Source organism: Streptomyces sp. NBC_00122 (assembly GCF_045160845.1).
GTDB lineage: Bacteria > Actinomycetota > Actinomycetes > Streptomycetales > Streptomycetaceae > Streptomyces.
The window spans coordinates 3,900,434-3,915,665 of the sequence record NZ_CP108191.1; the positions used below are offsets into that span (position 1 = coordinate 3,900,434).

18 protein-coding genes are annotated in these 15,232 nt (G+C 71.1%); 9 read left to right on the top strand and 9 right to left on the bottom strand.

Going from position 1 to position 15,232, the window contains the following annotated elements; all coding sequences use genetic code 11:
- Positions 1-31 precede the first annotated feature (31 nt).
- Positions 32-1,114, top strand: a complete 1,083-nt coding sequence (locus OG737_RS18585; RefSeq protein ID WP_405922432.1) for an IS630 family transposase — start codon at positions 32-34, stop codon at positions 1,112-1,114.
- A gap of 281 nt (positions 1,115-1,395) precedes the next feature.
- The gene (locus OG737_RS18590) at positions 1,396-1,845 is read left to right on the top strand and encodes a hypothetical protein (protein WP_328927248.1); all 450 of its coding nucleotides are present in this window, start codon (positions 1,396-1,398) and stop codon (positions 1,843-1,845) included.
- Between the two features lie 73 nt (positions 1,846-1,918).
- Here the strand turns inward: OG737_RS18590 and OG737_RS18595 are convergent, their stop codons facing one another.
- Positions 1,919-3,181 carry a D-alanyl-D-alanine carboxypeptidase family protein gene (locus OG737_RS18595; protein ID WP_405678904.1) on the bottom strand — a complete coding sequence of 421 codons (1,263 nt, stop codon included), beginning with the start codon at positions 3,179-3,181 and terminating at the stop codon, positions 1,919-1,921.
- A gap of 121 nt (positions 3,182-3,302) precedes the next feature.
- Between OG737_RS18595 and OG737_RS18600 the strand changes: the two genes are divergently transcribed.
- The 3 genes from OG737_RS18600 (at position 3,303) to OG737_RS18610 (ending at position 6,568) form a co-directional block, all read left to right on the top strand.
- Positions 3,303-3,563, top strand: a complete 261-nt coding sequence (locus tag OG737_RS18600) for an SCO4848 family membrane protein (protein WP_328927250.1) — start codon at positions 3,303-3,305, stop codon at positions 3,561-3,563.
- The gene (locus OG737_RS18605; RefSeq protein WP_328927251.1) at positions 3,560-4,888 is read left to right on the top strand and encodes a metallophosphoesterase; all 1,329 of its coding nucleotides are present in this window, start codon (positions 3,560-3,562) and stop codon (positions 4,886-4,888) included. The genes OG737_RS18600 and OG737_RS18605 overlap by 4 nt, the downstream gene beginning before the upstream one ends.
- Before the next feature lie 123 nt (positions 4,889-5,011).
- A complete protein-coding gene (locus tag OG737_RS18610; protein WP_405678901.1) occupies positions 5,012-6,568 on the top strand; it encodes an ABC transporter substrate-binding protein in 1,557 nt (518 codons plus the stop codon).
- A gap of 24 nt (positions 6,569-6,592) precedes the next feature.
- Here OG737_RS18610 and OG737_RS18615 read toward each other — a convergent pair whose 3' ends face one another.
- The 4 genes from OG737_RS18615 to OG737_RS18630 form a co-directional block, all read right to left on the bottom strand.
- Entirely contained in the window at positions 6,593-7,321 is a 729-nt protein-coding gene (locus OG737_RS18615; protein WP_328927253.1) for a TetR family transcriptional regulator, read from the bottom strand.
- 11 nt (positions 7,322-7,332) lie between these two features.
- Positions 7,333-7,764, bottom strand: a complete 432-nt coding sequence (locus OG737_RS18620) for a thiol-disulfide oxidoreductase DCC family protein (RefSeq protein WP_405678899.1) — start codon at positions 7,762-7,764, stop codon at positions 7,333-7,335.
- Positions 7,765-7,767: 3 nt separating this feature from the next.
- On the bottom strand, positions 7,768-8,172 hold the full coding sequence (locus OG737_RS18625; protein ID WP_405921768.1) for a hypothetical protein: 405 nt from the start codon (positions 8,170-8,172) through the stop codon (positions 7,768-7,770).
- A gap of 70 nt (positions 8,173-8,242) precedes the next feature.
- A complete protein-coding gene (locus OG737_RS18630) occupies positions 8,243-8,629 on the bottom strand; it encodes a hypothetical protein (protein WP_405678895.1) in 387 nt (128 codons plus the stop codon).
- Positions 8,630-8,713: 84 nt separating this feature from the next.
- Here OG737_RS18630 and OG737_RS18635 point away from each other — a divergent pair, with 84 nt between their 5' ends.
- Both OG737_RS18635 and OG737_RS18640 read left to right on the top strand, forming a co-directional pair.
- On the top strand, positions 8,714-9,544 hold the full coding sequence (locus tag OG737_RS18635; protein WP_405678893.1) for a helix-turn-helix domain-containing protein: 831 nt from the start codon (positions 8,714-8,716) through the stop codon (positions 9,542-9,544).
- On the top strand, positions 9,541-9,780 hold the full coding sequence (locus tag OG737_RS18640; RefSeq protein WP_405678891.1) for a DUF397 domain-containing protein: 240 nt from the start codon (positions 9,541-9,543) through the stop codon (positions 9,778-9,780). The genes OG737_RS18635 and OG737_RS18640 overlap by 4 nt, the downstream gene beginning before the upstream one ends.
- Here OG737_RS18640 and OG737_RS18645 read toward each other — a convergent pair.
- On the bottom strand, positions 9,758-10,492 hold the full coding sequence (locus OG737_RS18645) for a hotdog fold domain-containing protein (RefSeq protein ID WP_328927259.1): 735 nt from the start codon (positions 10,490-10,492) through the stop codon (positions 9,758-9,760). The two genes, OG737_RS18640 and OG737_RS18645, sit on opposite strands and share 23 nt — an antisense overlap.
- A 72-nt stretch (positions 10,493-10,564) precedes the next feature.
- Here OG737_RS18645 and OG737_RS18650 point away from each other — a divergent pair, with 72 nt between their 5' ends.
- Positions 10,565-10,939 carry a VOC family protein gene (locus OG737_RS18650; protein ID WP_405678889.1) on the top strand — a complete coding sequence of 125 codons (375 nt, stop codon included), beginning with the start codon at positions 10,565-10,567 and terminating at the stop codon, positions 10,937-10,939.
- 39 nt (positions 10,940-10,978) lie between these two features.
- On the opposite strand, the gene OG737_RS18655 is transcribed toward OG737_RS18650, so the two are convergent.
- Positions 10,979-11,800, bottom strand: coding sequence for a helix-turn-helix transcriptional regulator (locus OG737_RS18655; RefSeq protein ID WP_405681376.1), 822 nt, complete (start codon positions 11,798-11,800; stop codon positions 10,979-10,981).
- A gap of 141 nt (positions 11,801-11,941) precedes the next feature.
- On the opposite strand from OG737_RS18655, the gene OG737_RS18660 reads away from it, so the two are divergent.
- A complete protein-coding gene (locus OG737_RS18660; RefSeq protein WP_405678887.1) occupies positions 11,942-13,369 on the top strand; it encodes an MFS transporter in 1,428 nt (475 codons plus the stop codon).
- Positions 13,370-13,413: 44 nt separating this feature from the next.
- Here OG737_RS18660 and OG737_RS18665 read toward each other — a convergent pair whose 3' ends face one another.
- Both OG737_RS18665 and OG737_RS18670 read right to left on the bottom strand, forming a co-directional pair.
- Positions 13,414-14,145 (bottom strand): hypothetical protein, encoded by a 732-nt coding sequence (locus OG737_RS18665; protein WP_405678885.1) that lies wholly within the window; start codon positions 14,143-14,145, stop codon positions 13,414-13,416.
- A 252-nt stretch (positions 14,146-14,397) separates the two neighbouring features.
- Positions 14,398-15,162, bottom strand: coding sequence for an alpha/beta fold hydrolase (locus tag OG737_RS18670; RefSeq protein WP_405678883.1), 765 nt, complete (start codon positions 15,160-15,162; stop codon positions 14,398-14,400).
- Between the last annotated feature and the right edge of the window lie 70 nt (positions 15,163-15,232).

Consider the following 15,232-nt stretch of genomic DNA (forward strand, 5'->3'; position numbering starts at 1 on the left):
TTCAGATGTGTAGGGTTGGCCTATGGCGCGGATGGGGCGGCCGAAGGCCGAGTTGACGCTGTCGGACGAGGAACGGGTCGCACTGGAGGGGTGGGTGCGGCGTCGTTCCACGCCGCAGGCGTGGGCTTTGCGGTGCCGGATCATCCTGGCCTGCGCCGAGGGTGTCTCGAACAAGGACGTGGCCGTCCGTCTCGGATCAACGCCTCAGGCGGTCGGCCGTTGGCGGGCCCGTTTCGTGCAGTACCGGATCGCGGGCCTGGGAGACATGCCGCGTTCCGGCGGCCCCAGATCGGTGACGGACGGGCAGGTTGCCGCGGTGGTCACCAGGACCTTGGAGTCCAAGCCGAAGAACGCGACGCAGTGGTCGACGCGGTCGATGGCGAAGGAAATGGGCCTGTCCCAGTCCTCGGTCTCACGGATCTGGCGGGCGTTCGGCCTGCAGCCGCACCGCTCGGAGACCTTCAAGCTGTCGACCGACCCGTACTTCGTCGACAAGGTCCACGATGTCGTCGGCCTCTATCTGGACCCGCCCGAGCGGGCGCTGGTGTTCTGCGTGGACGAGAAGTCGCAGATCCAGGCCCTGGACCGGTCCCAGCCGGTGCTGCCGATGATGCCCGGGGTCCCGGAGCGGTCAACGCACGACTACGTCCGGGCCGGCACGACCACCCTGTTCGCCGCACTCAACGTGGCCACCGGCAAGGTGATCGGCTCCCTGCACCGCCGCCATCGGGCCGAGGAGTTCAAGAAGTTCCTGGTCAAGCTCGACAAGGAAGTGCCGGCAGGCCTGGACGTCCATCTGATCTGCGACAACTACGCCACCCACAAGACCCCGGACATCAAGAAGTGGCTGCTCGGCCACCCCCGGTTCCACCTGCACTTCACCCCGACCGGGTCGTCCTGGCTGAACCTGGTCGAGCGATGGTTCGCCGAACTCACCAACAAGCAGATACGGCGAGGCGTCCACAAGTCAGTCCAGGCCCTCGAGAAGGACATCCGTGACTGGATCGCCGCCTGGAACACCGACCCCAAGCCCTACGTCTGGACCAAGACCGCAGACGAGATCCTCGAACGCCTCGCCAGCTATCTGAACAGAATTCCCGACTCAGAAGACTAGGCCCTGTCGTCAAAGTCCCGCCTGGCCCGCGACGCCCAGCACCGCACCTCGCCGCGTTGTCGGGGCGCCCAAGTACGTCCAGTACTCGGGCGCCCCTCCGCCTTGCGATGCACGGCACCGGACGCCGCGGGCCCTACCGGCGCTACTTTGACGGCAGGACCCAGGGCGCTTCCCGTTCGAGTGAATCCTGGGCTCGGGCACATGAGGGCTGGGTAGGCCTGCCGCGAGGTTCCGTGCACGATGCAACGGGATCGATCGTCCTGGCCGCCCCTGGAGGGCTCATGTCCGCTTCACCGCGTCCGCGCAAGCTCCTCACCGCGACTGCCGTCGCCCTGCTCCTGTCCCTCGCCGGGGCCGGTCTCGCCGCCCCCGCGAGCGCCACCGCCACCGGGGGCGCCCCCAGTGCGGTCCGGCAGCTGCGGACGCCGCCCGCCTACCACGCCGGCGGGGTCTGGGACCTCTACCAGACCAATGCCACCGTGCACATGAACCTGACGCAGGACGCCGACGGCAACCTCTTCGGAACCGTCTCGTCCGGTAACACCGTCGGGACCCTCGAAGCCGGCGGCGCCGTGGACGGGGAGAACATCTACTTCACCGTCCGCTGGAACCACGGGCCGGTCGGCCGCTACACCGGGGTCCGCGGCGCGGACCACCGGCTCTCCGGCACCACCTTCGACCTGACCAACCCGTCCAGCCACGCGAACTGGTCCACCCAGCGCATGTTCTGACGAGGCGGAACGCCAGAAGACCCCCGCGTCGCGGGGGTCTTCGTCCGCCGGGCTCAGATCCAATCCGCCGGGCTCAGACCCAGTCCTCGTCCCGCCCCCGGCGGCCGCGCAGGGGCCACCGGCGGTTGACCGCGAAGGCACCGCCCGCCAGGACCGCCAGCGCACCGCCCGCGACACCGAGCGCGGTGCCGATGCCGCCGCCCGAGCCGCCGCCGGCGGCCGCGTTGTTCTCGTGGGACTGGGCCGGCGACCCGTGCGGGCGGGTGTCCGCGCTCTTCGGCGGCACCAGCTCACCCACCGGCTTGACCTTCCCGGCCGCCGCGAACCCCCAGTCGAAGAGCGCGGCGGTCTCCTCGTACACCGAGTTGGCCCCGCCCGCGCCCGGGTTCATCACCGTGACCAGCAGCTTGCGCGCGCCCTGCTGCGCGGCGCCGGTGAAGGTGGCGCCCGCCATCGTGGTGTTGCCGTTCTTCACCCCGGCGATGCCCTTGTACGGGGAGATGCCGCCGGCGCCCGTCATCAGCCGGTTGGTGTTCTGGATCTCGAAGTACTCGCGGGGCTTCCCGGCCTCCTGCTTGCCGGGGAACTTCGCCCCGACCGTGCCGCAGTACTCCCGGAAGTCCTGCTTCTGCAGCCCGGAGCGGGCGACGAGGGTGAGGTCGTACGCGCTCGACACCTGCTCCGGGGCGTCGTACCCGTCGGGGGAGACCACATGGGTGTCCAAGGCCTGCAGTTCCTCGGCGTGGGCCTGCATGTCCTTGACGGTCTTCTCGATGCCGCCGTTCATCGCCGACAGCACGTGCACGGCGTCGTTCCCCGACCGCAGGAACACCCCGAGCCACAGGTCGTGGACGGTGTACTCGAGGTCTTCCTTGACCCCGACCAGGCTGCTGCCCGGCCCGACGCCTTCCATGTCCTTGTCGGTGACCTTGTGGACCTGGTCCTTGGGCAGGCCCGGCAGCACCGTGTCTGCGAAGAGCATCTTCATGGTGGAGGCCGGGGGGAGCCGCCAGTGCGCGTTGTGCGAGGCCAGGACCTCGCCGGTCTCCGCGTCGGCCACGATCCACGACCGCCCCGTGAGGTTCGCGGGCAGGGCGGGCGCGCCGGGCAGCAGGTTCACCTGGGTCCCCGGCTGGCCGAGCAGGGCTCCGCCGACCGTGGACATCGCCGCGGGGGGCGCGGGCGCCGCCTTGGCGTCCGGGGTCATCGGCGGCTGCGCCTTCCCGTCGGCCGGCTGCGCGGGCGGGGTCGGCGCGGCGTGCGCGGGGGCCACGAACATCACGGGGACCAGCAGCGCGGCGGAAAGGACCGTCAGCGCGGTCTTCTTTACAGACACGCAGGTGAAAGTACCTCCCGATGGACTGGATACGGTCGCTGACCGGCCAATCCGGCGAAACGACCGCCGGGACAGCCCACCCCGGCGCGTCCGTCGCGGAGACGAATCCGATACTGGGGGCATGAGACTCAGCCGTACCGCCTCCTGGTTCCTGCTCGCCTTCGGAGTGTGGAGCTGGTTCATCTGGGTGTCTTTCGTCCGGAACCTGTGGAAGGACAGCAGTGGCCAGGCGTTCGATGCGGCGGGCGACCCCACGGCTTTCTTCTGGGTGCACCTGACGCTCGCGGTGACGTCCTTTCTCCTGGGGACGGCCGTCGGAGTGATCGGGTTGCGTGGGGTCCGCGCCCTGCGGCGCGAATCACGTAACGGCTCGAACGCGTGAAAATCGCCCTCGTCGCGGTGGTCGTCCTCGCCGTCATCGCGCTGCTCGTACTCGTCCACCGGTGGCTCTGGATCCGTCTGGTCCGCGACACCACCGCCCCCGGCGCCCTGTCCCGCCGCATCGGCACGGTCCTCGCCATCGCCCTGCCCCTCCTCTCCGTGGCCGCGCTGACCGCGGGCCGCGCCGGAGCTCCCTTCCGCCTCCAGCAGGCCGTAGCCTGGCCGGGGTTCCTCTGGCTCGCGGTGCTCCTGTACCTGACGTTGACGATGCTGGTCGCCGAGCCGGTCCGCGCGCTGCTGCTCCGCCGTATGGCCCACCGGATCCCCTCCGAGGAGGACCGGGGCTCCGCCCCGAACCCCGCGCCCCGGTCTCCGGCGGGGCTTCAGCCCGCCGGTCGTTCGACGGCGGCGCAGGGCCCCGGACCCGGCCCCGGGCCCGGCGACCCGGCACCCGCTCCGCAGGATCCCGGCTCCGGCCCGGCCGATTCCGGCGGACTTCTGCTGGACCGCCGCAGGTTCGTCGCGCGGGCGATCGGCGGCGCGGCCGCCGCCGTGGCCGTCGGGACCGTGGCGAACGGCGCCCACGGAGTGCTGCGCGGCCCGCGCGTCAAGCGGGTCCAGGTGCCCCTGGCCAAGCTGCCGCGCGCCGCGCACGGCTTCCGGATCGCCGTCGTCAGCGACGTCCACCTCGGCCCGGTCCTCGGCCGCGCCCACACCCAGCGCATCGTCGACACCGTCAACCGCACCCAGCCCGACCTCATCGCCATCGTCGGCGACCTCGTCGACGGCAACGTCCACGACCTCGGGCCCGCCGCCGAGCCGCTGCGCCGGCTCAGCGCCCGCCACGGCACGTACTTCGTGACCGGGAACCACGAGTACTTCTCGGGCGCCGCGCAGTGGGTGGACCACGTGCGTGAACTCGGCTTGATTCCGCTGGAGAACGCCCGCCGCCCGCTCCCGTACTTCGACCTCGCCGGTGTGAACGACATCGCGGGGGAGAGCGAGGGCCACGGCCCCGACTTCCGGGCGGCCCTCGGCGACCGCGACCGCAGCCGCAGCGCCGTGCTCCTCGCCCACCAGCCCGTCGTCATCCACGACGCGGTCCGGCACGGCGTCGACCTCCAGCTCTCCGGCCACACCCACGGCGGCCAGCTCTGGCCGGGCAACTACCTTGCCGAGCTGGCCAACCCGACCGTCGCCGGTCTGGAACGCTACGGCGACACCCAGCTCTACGTGTCCCGCGGAGCGGGCGCCTGGGGGCCTCCGGTCCGGGTGGGCGCGCCGTCCGACATCACCGTCGTGGAACTCGCCTCATATCAGGCCTGACCGCCCCGAACTCCCAATGAACCGCAAAGAATCAGCCTTCCGGAGGCTGAAATTCCGTGATGGGATGTCCGGTATCCGGACAGCATGTCGCTGTCATCGGTACAGGGGTGGGGTTCAGGGGCAATGCGGTCTGTCCGTTCGAAGATCATCGTGGCCGGGCTGGTTCTCGGCGTGGCCGGCGTGGGGACCTGGCAACTGCTGCCCGACTCCGGGGGCGGCGGCAAGTCCATCCGGGTCGGGACGAGCGACGTCGTCTCCGCCCTCGACCCCGCGGGGGCGTACGACGCGGGCTCCTGGGCCCTGTTTAGCAACGTCTACCAGTCGCTGCTGACCATCAAGTCCGGCTCGGACACCCCCGTGCCGGACGCCGCGTCCTCCTGCGGCTTCCTCGGCCAGAAGCTCACCACCTACCAGTGCGAGCTCCGCCCCGACGCGAAGTTCGCGGGCGGCCGCGCGATCACCGCCGAGGACGTCAAGCACTCCTTCGACCGCATCAAGGCCATCAACTCCGACCAGGGCCCGGCCCCCCTCTTCAACACCCTGGAGTCGGTCAAGGCGGAGGGCCGCACCGTCACCTTCAACCTCTCCGCCGGCGACGCCACCTTCCCCTTCAAGATCGCGACAGGTGCCGCCTCGATCGTCGACAAGGACAAGTACCCGGCGAAGGCGCTGCGCGAGGACGGCAAGGTCGACGGCTCCGGCCCGTACACGCTCGGCGCCTACAAGGCCGGTACGAGCATCGACCTGAAGCCCAACGCCTCGTACAAGGGCCAGGCCAAGCCCGCCCACGCGCCCGTCACCATCCGGTACTTCAAGGACTCCGCGGAGCTCAACAAGGCCTGGAACGACCGCCGGATCGACGTCGCCCACCGGGAGATGCCCCCGGCCGTGCTCGCCGGCCTCAACCCGGGCATGAAGGACACCCGCTACCAGGCCTCCGGCGGCAGCGAGATCCGCTCCATGGTCTTCAACGTGCGCCCCGGCTCCACCGCCGCCCCGCTCGCCGTCCGCCAGGCCGTGGCCGCCGTACTCGACCGCGCCAAGGTGGCGACCGAGATCTACTCGGGCACCGTCACCCCGCTGTACTCGCTGGTTCCGGCGGGCATCGCCGCCCACAGCACGCCGTTCTTCGACTCCTACCCGACGCCCAACGGCGCCGCGGCGAAGAAGCTGTTCAAGGACGCGGGGATCACCGCCCCCGTCTCCCTCACCGTCGGGGTCAACGCGCGCGGCGCGAACCTCGCGGAGGCCGACGAGATCAAGCGGCAGCTGGAGTCGACCGGCCTCTTCCAGCTGAAGATCAAGCCGGTGGAGGAGTGGACCGACTTCCAGAAGGGCTACGCGGCGGGCGAGTTCGACGCCTACACCATCGGCTGGATCGCCGACTTCCCGGACGCGGACAACTTCCTCGCCCCGCTCGTCGGCGCGGACTCGTCGATGAACAACGGCTTCTCCGACAAGACCGTCGACGGCCTGATCACCCGCACCCAGTCCCACTCGGACCGGGGTGAGGCGGCCGCCGACTTCCGCGAGCTCCAGAAGCTGGTCGCCCAGCAGGTCCCGATGGTGCCCATCTGGCAGAAGAAGGACTACGTGATGTCCCGCGAGGCCGTCACCGGCGCCCAGTACCTGTCCGATGGGACCGGCGTGTGGCGCCTGTGGGAGCTCAACTGGCTTTAGCCCCGGCCACGGCCTCGGATCCGGCTACGACTTCTTCGGGTCCGAGGCCTTCTTGCGGGCGCCCGCCGTGGCCGTCTGCGCCATGCCGGGCAGGAAGTCCGCGAACAGCTCGTGCACCTCGCGCACCAGCGGCCGCAGCACCTTGAACCGGGCCAGCACGATGCCCCGCGTCGTCAGCTGCGCGCCCCGCTCCGCGAGCCGCCGCGTCTTCTCGCTGTTCGGCGAACGGTCGAAGACCCAGTACAGGACCAGGCCCATCTGCGAGAGCCACATCAGCTCAGGCAGTACGTCGACCAGTTCGGCCGGCACCTTGGTCTTCGCCCCCGCCAGCACCTCGCGGTGGATGTCGATGGCCGCCTGCCGGGCGTCCTCCGACTCCGGCGAGAAGGGGCTGAGCGGACTTTCCGGGTCCGCCGCGTTCTTGAAGAACTGGGAGGCGAACTCGTGATACGGGGCCGCGATGTCCATCCAGCTCGTCAGCACGCCGGCGAGCCGCTTCTGCAGATCGGTCTCGCTGTCCAGGATGGGCCGGACCGCTGCCTGGTGAGCGGCGCCGATCCGGTCGTAGAACCCCTGGACCAGATGTTCCTTCGATTCGAAGTAGTAATAGGCGTTGCCGACCGAGACACCGGCCTCCTTCGCGATACCCCGCATCGTCGTCTTGTCGAAGCCGCGCTCCTGGAAGAGGCGGAGCGCGGTTTCGAGGATGAGCGTGCGGGTCTGCTCGCTCTTGGGAGCCTTCTGATCAGTCACGGTGCACGAGCCTATCGGGGGACGGAGCACTGGTCGTCACAGGCCGGTTCCTCCGGCCCCTGCGGGTGACCCTCGGTCCGTACCGCCTGCCGCCACGTGGAGGCCGTGTACATGGCGGCCCGGGCGAAGGGCCGTCCGGCGGGCGTGGAGAGCCAGTTGGCCTTCGGCCGGTGCTCGGCCAGCGCCCACAGGCACACGATGAAGGCGTCCGTCCCGGTCCACACCTGCCCGGAATCCCCGACGACGGTGATCTGCTTCAGCGTCGACGCGTGTTCGAGCTGAGGGAACCGCCGCCGCGCCTCGTACGACGCGGCGGGGACCAGGGCGATCCGGACCAGCCATCGCTGCGCGAGCAGCCAGTGCCGGATGTGTACGCAGAGCGGGCAGTTCGCGTCGTACAGGACGGTCAGGTGGCGGACTGCCCCCGAGCCCGAGGCGGCCATGGTTCAGACCCCTGCCGGAGCGGTCCACCCCTGCGGGGCGACGGGCGGGGTCTGCTGGCGCTCCATGATCCCCCGGCGGCGCATCTTGTTGAGGACCCAGACGTTGCCGAGGTGCATGACGCCGAGGACCAGCAGGACGACGCCGAGCTTGACCGAGAGCGCCTCGAAGAGGTCGCGGGCCTCGACTATGTCCTCCTTCGACCGCAGGTAGAGGGTCACGAAGCCGATGTTCACGAGGTAGAACCCGACCACGAGGAGCTGGTTGACGGCGTCGGCCAGCTTCTCGTTCCCCTGGAGGACGTCGCCGATGAAGACGCGGCCGTTGCGGCTGAGCGTACGGGCGACCCAGACGGTGAGCCCGATGCTGATGAGCAGGTAGATGACGTACGCGACCACGGTGAGGTCCATAGCCCTCAGCCCCCTTGAACGTGTTCAATACTGCTGACAGGGATGACTGTAGGGCCTTTTTTGAACAGGTTCAAGCGAATGCCTTCTCCAGCGTTCCCGGATCCACGAAGGGTGCCGTCCGCGTCGGCACCGACCGCCACGCGAGCGGCCAGGTGGTCCCGTGCAGCGCGGGTACGCCGACGTAGGCGGTGGCGTAGCGGGTGCGCGAGGTGTACCGCTGCGTGTGCGAGGGCCAGGTGTGCTCCCGCGCGGTGCCGGGCGGGAGCAGGAAGTACATCCAGCGGAAGCCGTTGAGCTCGTAGACGATCGGCCCGGCGTCGTGGTCGGTGAGCCGGCACAGCTCCTTGGCGGTCTCCTCGCCGAGCTGGCCCTGGATGCGCAGCGCGTCGAAGTGCACGCCCGCGAGGCGGAGCTGGAAACCGGCCTCGGGGACCCAGTCGGGGATTTCCTCGTTCATGGGGCACAGGGTGGTGGCTCGGCCCTAGCCTGGAACAGTAGTCGCGCCGTTACAGACGGCGATCTGTGAAGGGCTGTGACGCCGGTGTCCGAGGCCGTGAACCCCAGTGAACCCCTCCCGTCACCGCTGCGCCGCGGCCTGGGCGCGCAGATGCGGACGCTCCGCGAGAAGCGCGGGGTCTCGCGGCAGGAACTGGGCGGCCGGACGAACTTCTCGTCGTCGGCGATCGGGGCGTTCGAGCGGGGTGACCGGGCGATGGATCCGGGGATGGTCGAGCGGGTCGATGAGCTGCTCGCCGGTGACGGGCTGCTGAAGGCGGTGCTTCCGTACCTGGAGGAGGAGGGGCGGTACGCGCCGCAGTTCCGCGACTTCGCGCCGATCGAGAAGAAGGCGGTGAGCCTGTGGGTGTACTCGACGCACGTGCTGCACGGCCTGCTCCAGACGCCGACGTACGCCCGCAGGGTCTTCGAGGACCACTGGCCGCCGGTCGACCCCGCGGAGATCGAACGCCGCCTGGAGGATCGCATCGGCCGCCAGGCGTTGCTCCATCGCAATCCGCCCCCGGCGCTGTGTTTCCTGCTGGAGGAGACCTTCCTGCATCGCCGGATTGGCGGGGAGACTGCTTGGCGAGAGCAGCTCCAACACCTACTGGAATGCGGGCGTTTACCGCATGCACGTATCCAGCTGATCCCTGTGGAGTGTGAGGAGATTCTCGGTTCGGAGGGCCCGATGACGATCGCTGAGACGCCGGAGCGCCGCATGTTCGGCTACGTCGAAGGCCAGGGCCAGAGCTGGGTGATCTCGAACCGGGAAGTGGTCAGCGAGATGATCCAGCGCCATGCGAATATTCGAGGGGTGGCGCTGAGCCCGAAGGAGTCGGCGCGCCGGATCGAGCGGCTGCTAGGGGAGCGATGAGCATGGAACTGGCCTGGTTCAAGAGCAGTTACAGCGGTGGCTCCGGTGGCGAGTGCGTCGAAGTAGCCCTGGCCTGGAACAAGAGCAGCCACAGCGGCGGCGACGGCGGCGAGTGCGTCGAGGTAGCCACCTGCCCCTCCGCCGTCCACGTCCGGGACTCCAAGGACACCGCCCGCCCCGCCCTCACCGTCACCCCGGCGGCCTGGGCCGCCTTCACGGCGCAGGCGTCGGCCTAGGTTCCACCCACAGGGCCTCGGCGAAGGCGCAGAGGTCGCCCGTCGCCGTGGCCAGGGCCGTACCCGCCCGGTACTTGCGGCCCTCGGACCCGAGCATCCAGGAGTACGAGACCAGGCCCGAGCCGACCGGCACCGGACGCAGCAGCCGCGCGGACAGCGAGGCCGTGACGGCGCCGGCCGGGCGGCCGCCGAGCAGGCGTCCGGCCGCGTTCCCCGGGCAGTCCAGCGCGCCCCACACCAGCTCCGGCGGCAACAGGCCGTCCGGACCGCCGAGTCCGGCGGCCGGGGTCCAGGCGGTGGCTACCATCGCGCCGCCCGGTACCGGGCCGCAGTGCAGGCGCAGTCCGGTGGCCGGCGTGCGGTCCAGGCCGCAGCCGAAGCAGTCGGTCGATCCGTCCGGCGGGGCCGCCCGGTAGGCGTCGGCGGCCGCCGAGGCCAGCGCCCAGGAGGGCGCGTCCGGTACGTCCGTGTCCAGCTCGGCAGGTGTGGCGGCGGCCAGCAGCAGCTCACCGGAGGTCAGTTCGGCGCCCCCGCCGGCCGTCTCGGCGAGCCGTACCGGCTCGCCGGTCGGGACTGGCCGCCTGAAGTCCACCCGTACGCCCTTCGCCGTCGCCCGCCCGGCGAGCACGCCCGCGACGTAGCCGCCGAAAGCCACTCCCGGATAGCCGCACAGGTGGTCCGGAACCGTGATCGTCTCGAAGTCGTCGGTCATGGCCCCACTCCATCACAGACGCCCGCCGAATTCGGTGGACAGCGGCCGCGGGCCTCGCCGATAGTGCCGCCCATGGCCTCCCTCATACGACACATCACATTCGACTGCTCCGACGCCTACTCGCTGGGTCAGTTCTGGGCCGCCGCCCTGGACGGCTCGCTCGCCGACGACGACTTCCCGGGTGACCCCGAGGCGCTCGTCACGGCCCCCGGCATGGCCCTGCTGCTCGTCACCGTGCCCGACCCCAAGACCATCAAGAACCGCGTCCACATGGACCTGCAGCCGCAGGACCGGACGCGCGACGAGGAGGTGGAGCGCATCCTCGCCCTCGGTGCCACCGTCTTCGGCGATCACCGCAACGCCGACGGCACCGGCTGGGTGACCCTGGCGGACCCCGAGGGCAACGAGTTCTGCGTCGAGCGCAGCGCCGCCGAGCGGGCGAAGTGACCGCGAACTGAGCTGAACTGAACGGCGTCCGGAGCGGACTCAGCCGGCGATGGGGTACATCGACCCGCGCCGGCCCTCCGGCGACGTCAGCCACTCCAGCTTCTCCGCCGTCTCGGTGCCCGGCAGCGGGGTGTGGAGCACGATCGCCAGGTCGGGGCGGGCAGGCACGCGCAGCTGGGTCGACTCCACGTACAGCGTGCCGACGGCCGGATGCTCCAACTGCTTCTGCAGCTGGCCGCCCGGCTCGACGTCGCGGCGCTCCCACAGCACGGCGAACTCGGGGCTGAGCTCCCGCGCCTCCTCGACCACCGCCCGGAACCCCTCGTCGTTCGGACGCTCCGAGCAGGCCGCCCGGAACTGGGCCACCACATTGCAGGCGACCTCTTCCCAGTGCGGGGAGCGGGCTCGGTAGATGGGGTCGGTGAAGAAGGCGATCAGGCAGTTCTGCACGATCTCCGGGCGCATCCCGAGGACGAGCGCGGCCGCGTCGTTGTACATCACCGTGTTCCAGTACGCGTCCATGATGTGCGCGGGGAACGGCATCCAGGCGTCGATCAGCCGCTTCAGGCCCTGGCACATGCCCCGGTCGGCCGGGGCGACCTCCAGGGCGGGCGGATTGAGCCCGGCGAGGACGTACAGGTGCCGGCGTTCGGCGCTGCTGAGCTTCAGTACGCGGCCCACCGAGTCCAGGACCTGCGAGGACACCGTGATGTCGCGGCCCTGCTCCAGCCACTGGTACCAGGAGACCCCGACCCCGGCGAGCACGGCGACCTCCTCACGGCGCAGGCCCGGCGTACGGCGGCGGGCCCCGCCGTCCGGCAGGCCCGCCTCGGTCGGGGTGATCCGGGCCCGTCTGCTCATGAGGAACTCGCGCAGCTCGGTCCGCCGGTGTTCGTCGATCCGCGTCGCCACGAAGTCCCCCTGTCAGGCTGCCTGGTGGTACAGCCAACAGGATAAGTTCCCACTCTGCACCGGCATTCCCGGGCCGCGAGGGTAGTGGCCATGGCGATAGACACACAGACGACAACCACCGGGCCGCGCACGGCGGTCCCCGAGAACGACCGGCTCTCCGGCCGGGCCAAGCTGGTCCTCTTCGTGCTCTGCGCCGCCCAGTTCATGGTGGCGCTCGACTTCTCCGTACTGAACGTGGCCCTGCCGGTGCTCGGCAAGGACCTCGGGCTGAGCAGGTCCGCCCTCCAGTGGGCGGTCACCGCGTTCGCCCTGCCGTCCGGCGGCTTCCTGCTCCTCTTCGGCCGGATCGCCGACCTGTTCGGCCGCAAGAAGCTGTTCCTGACCGGCCTCGTGCTGTTCGGCGCGGCCTCGCTGCTCGCGACCCTCGCCTGGGACCCGGCGTCCTTCCTGGCCGGGCGCGCCCTGCAGGGCCTGGGCGCGGCGGTCATCGTGCCGACCGGCATGTCCCTGCTGACCACGACCTTCCCCGAGGGGCCGCTGCGCGACAAGGCGCTCGGCATCTCCGGCACCCTGCTGTCCCTCGGTTTCACCATCGGCATGGTGCTCGGCGGAGTCATGACCGACACCCTGGGCTGGCGCTCCACCATGGGCCTGCTCGCGGTCGCCGCGGTGGTCGTACTGGTCCTCGCCCCCGGGCTGCTGCCGGAGTCCCGTACCCCCGAGCGTCCGCGGCTGGACGTGCCCGGAGCCGTCACCGTGACCGGCGGTCTGCTCGCGCTGATCTACTCCCTGTCGACGGCGGCCCAGCGCGGCTTCGGCGACGTGGACGTCTGGGGCACGCTGGTCGTCGGGGTCGGGCTGCTCGCCGCGTTCGTGGTGGTGGAGTCGAAGGCCGCGGCGCCGCTGGTGTCGCTGCCGATGCTGAAGCGGCGTACGGTCGCGTGGGGCAACATCGCCGGGCTGGTGACGTTCTCGATGATGTCGACGGTCATCTTCGTCCTGACCCTCTACCTCCAGGAGACGCTGGAACTGTCGTCCTTCCGGACCGGTCTGGTGTTCGGCGTCCAGGGCGTCGCGTCCGTCCTCGCCGGCTCCTACGCCCCCAGGGCCATCGGCCGCTTCGGCGCGCGCCGCGTCCTGGTCGGATCGCTGCTCGGGCAGGGGGCGTTCGGCGCCGCGCTGCTGGCCGTGGGCACGGACTCGGGCGCACTGCTGGCGACCGTCGCGGTCTCGCTGGCCAGCATGTGCCACCTCGGCGCGATCATCTCGTACGGGCTGGTCGTGACGAGCGGCGTGCCCGACGAGGAGCAGGGCCTGGCGACCGGCCTGGTCACCACCACCCAGCAGGTCGGCATCACGATCGGCATCCCGCTGCTCGGCGTCGTGGCCACCACCCAGGCCTCGCTCTTCGACGGGGTCCGCACGGTCCTGGCGACCGACGCGGCGATCGTCCTCGCGGCGGCCCTCCTGGTGGCTGCCGGCCTGGGCCTGGGCCTCGGCCGCCGCAAGAAGGCCTGACGGCTTGCGGCGTGGAGGGCAGAGCCGTCCCTGCCGGACTCGTCTCAGGCCGACCGGCCTCGCCGGTACCGCAACCGCAACCCCGCAGCGAGGCCGGCTGCCGCCAGGGCGGCGGCTGCCCCGTACGCCCAGGGCGCCCACGGCCGTGCGCCGCCCGCCAGGGGCGGGGACGCCGCGTCGCGGCAGTCTGCCGCGGGGGGTGTCACCCGGTAGCGGGCCCACTCCTTGGCGGGCTTGCCCTTCTCGTTCCAGCGCACGACGTAGAGGCCGGGCTGGGCGTCGCACCGGATCCGGACCGTGGCGCTCACCAGCTTGGCGCCGCGCATGACCACCGGCCCCGTGAACCCGGGGGACGTCAGCTCGACCATGCCGTCGTGTCCCATCTCCAGACCGTCCGTGGCATGCAGCTCCCCACCAGCCGGTACGGAACGCACGTCCCAGGGCGATGACGGCCACTCCGAGCCCGCGGGGTACCGCTCCTCCATGGACTCGGGCGGCCGCGCGGCCACCTGCCGCGCGCACTCCGCCCGCTCCGCCGCATCGGCCGGGGCCACCTGGATCCTGCCCCACAGCCGGTCGATCTTGGAGGCGTTCTCGTCACCGAGGGGCGAGCCGAACCGCACCTCGTAGGAACCGGGCTCGGTGGTGCAGGAGACTGTCGCCACCGCCTTGAGGAGGAGGTCGTCCATCCGGAAGGTGCCGTCGGCGGCGAAGGCCGGTGAGGTCACCCGGACACCGCTGAACGCGTCCCCGGACCTCATGGCCTCGGTCGTCACGATGACCCGCTCCCCGGGACGGACGGACAGTTCCGCACCGCTGGGCACCGGCCGGGGGAGATCTTCAGCAGGCGCCGCTAACGCACCACTCGCCCCTCCCGCTCCCAGCAGCACCACCGCTCCGATGAGACCGAACCTCTTCGCGTTCATGCCCATGTGAAACCCTCCCCATCCCGTTGATGATCTTCAAGCCGCCCGACGAGGACGCCCTGGCCGGAAGGCGAAGACCTACGCGGCCGGAAGGCGCCCGCGTCACCGGATCGGGTGGAGGAACTCCAGGAGCAGCTCGGTGATCTCCGCGGGGCGCTCCAGCGAGGGCAGGTGGCCCGCCCAGGGGAGCTCCAGGTGGCGGGCGCCGGGGACGAGGGACGGGAGCTCGGCCGCGACGGCGCGGAAGTCGGGGAGGTCGTGGGCGCCGCCGACCGCGAGGACCGGGGCGGTGACGGCGGCGAAGTCGATGTCCGGCTCGGGGAGTTCGTGGTCCTCGGTGAGGTGCGCGGAGCCCTGGAAGTTCCGCAGCTGCATGGCTCGTACGAGGGCGTGCGCGGCCTCATCGGCGTCCGGGCCGAGCCAGGTGCGGGCGTTCAGCGCGGCCGCCCCCTCCAGGTCGCCGGCGGCCAGCAGCCCGTCCTCGGCGGCGCCGAACTCCCGCACCTGCGGCGAGCCGGGCCGGTGCCCCGGGCGGCCCGCGCAGAGCAGGGCCAGGCGGGTCACGCGCTCCGGGTGCAGGGCGGCGATCCGCAGGGCGACCCGGCCGCCGTAGGAGGAGCCGACGAGCGCGGCGCGCTCGATGCCGAGCCGGTCCAGCAGCGCGACGACGTCGCCGTCGTCGGTGTACGGGGTCTGCGCGGCGGGGGAGTCCCCGCAGGTCCGGAAGTCGGGCCGGACCACGCGGAACCCGGCGTCGGCCAGGGCCGCGTACGGGGTGTCCCACATGCGCCGGTCGCAGACGGAGGAGTGGAGCAGGACGACGGCGGGGGCGTCGACGGGCCCGGCCACGTCAAAGGAGATGATCACGCGCCGATCCTGGCGGGTGGGCGCGGGGCCCGCCACCGCGTTTTTCGCCCGCGGTGATTCGCCCCGGTGA

Bases quoted from the DNA above. Each gene is read 5' to 3' on its own strand.
- OG737_RS18660 (WP_405678887.1), top strand. From the start codon at position 11,942: ATGGCGATAGACACACAGACGACAACCACCGGGCCGCGCACGGCGGTC.
- OG737_RS18640 (WP_405678891.1), top strand. From the start codon at position 9,541: ATGAGCATGGAACTGGCCTGGTTCAAGAGCAGTTACAGCGGTGGCTCC.
- OG737_RS18610 (WP_405678901.1), top strand. From the start codon at position 5,012: ATGCGGTCTGTCCGTTCGAAGATCATCGTGGCCGGGCTGGTTCTCGGC.
- OG737_RS18585 (WP_405922432.1), top strand. From the start codon at position 32: ATGGGGCGGCCGAAGGCCGAGTTGACGCTGTCGGACGAGGAACGGGTC.
- OG737_RS18655 (WP_405681376.1), bottom strand. From the start codon at position 11,800: ATGAGCAGACGGGCCCGGATCACCCCGACCGAGGCGGGCCTGCCGGAC.
- OG737_RS18600 (WP_328927250.1), top strand. From the start codon at position 3,303: ATGAGACTCAGCCGTACCGCCTCCTGGTTCCTGCTCGCCTTCGGAGTG.
- OG737_RS18590 (WP_328927248.1), top strand. From the start codon at position 1,396: ATGTCCGCTTCACCGCGTCCGCGCAAGCTCCTCACCGCGACTGCCGTC.
- OG737_RS18620 (WP_405678899.1), bottom strand. From the start codon at position 7,764: ATGGCCGCCTCGGGCTCGGGGGCAGTCCGCCACCTGACCGTCCTGTAC.
- OG737_RS18645 (WP_328927259.1), bottom strand. From the start codon at position 10,492: ATGACCGACGACTTCGAGACGATCACGGTTCCGGACCACCTGTGCGGC.
- OG737_RS18625 (WP_405921768.1), bottom strand. From the start codon at position 8,172: ATGGACCTCACCGTGGTCGCGTACGTCATCTACCTGCTCATCAGCATC.
- OG737_RS18630 (WP_405678895.1), bottom strand. From the start codon at position 8,629: ATGAACGAGGAAATCCCCGACTGGGTCCCCGAGGCCGGTTTCCAGCTC.
- OG737_RS18650 (WP_405678889.1), top strand. From the start codon at position 10,565: ATGGCCTCCCTCATACGACACATCACATTCGACTGCTCCGACGCCTAC.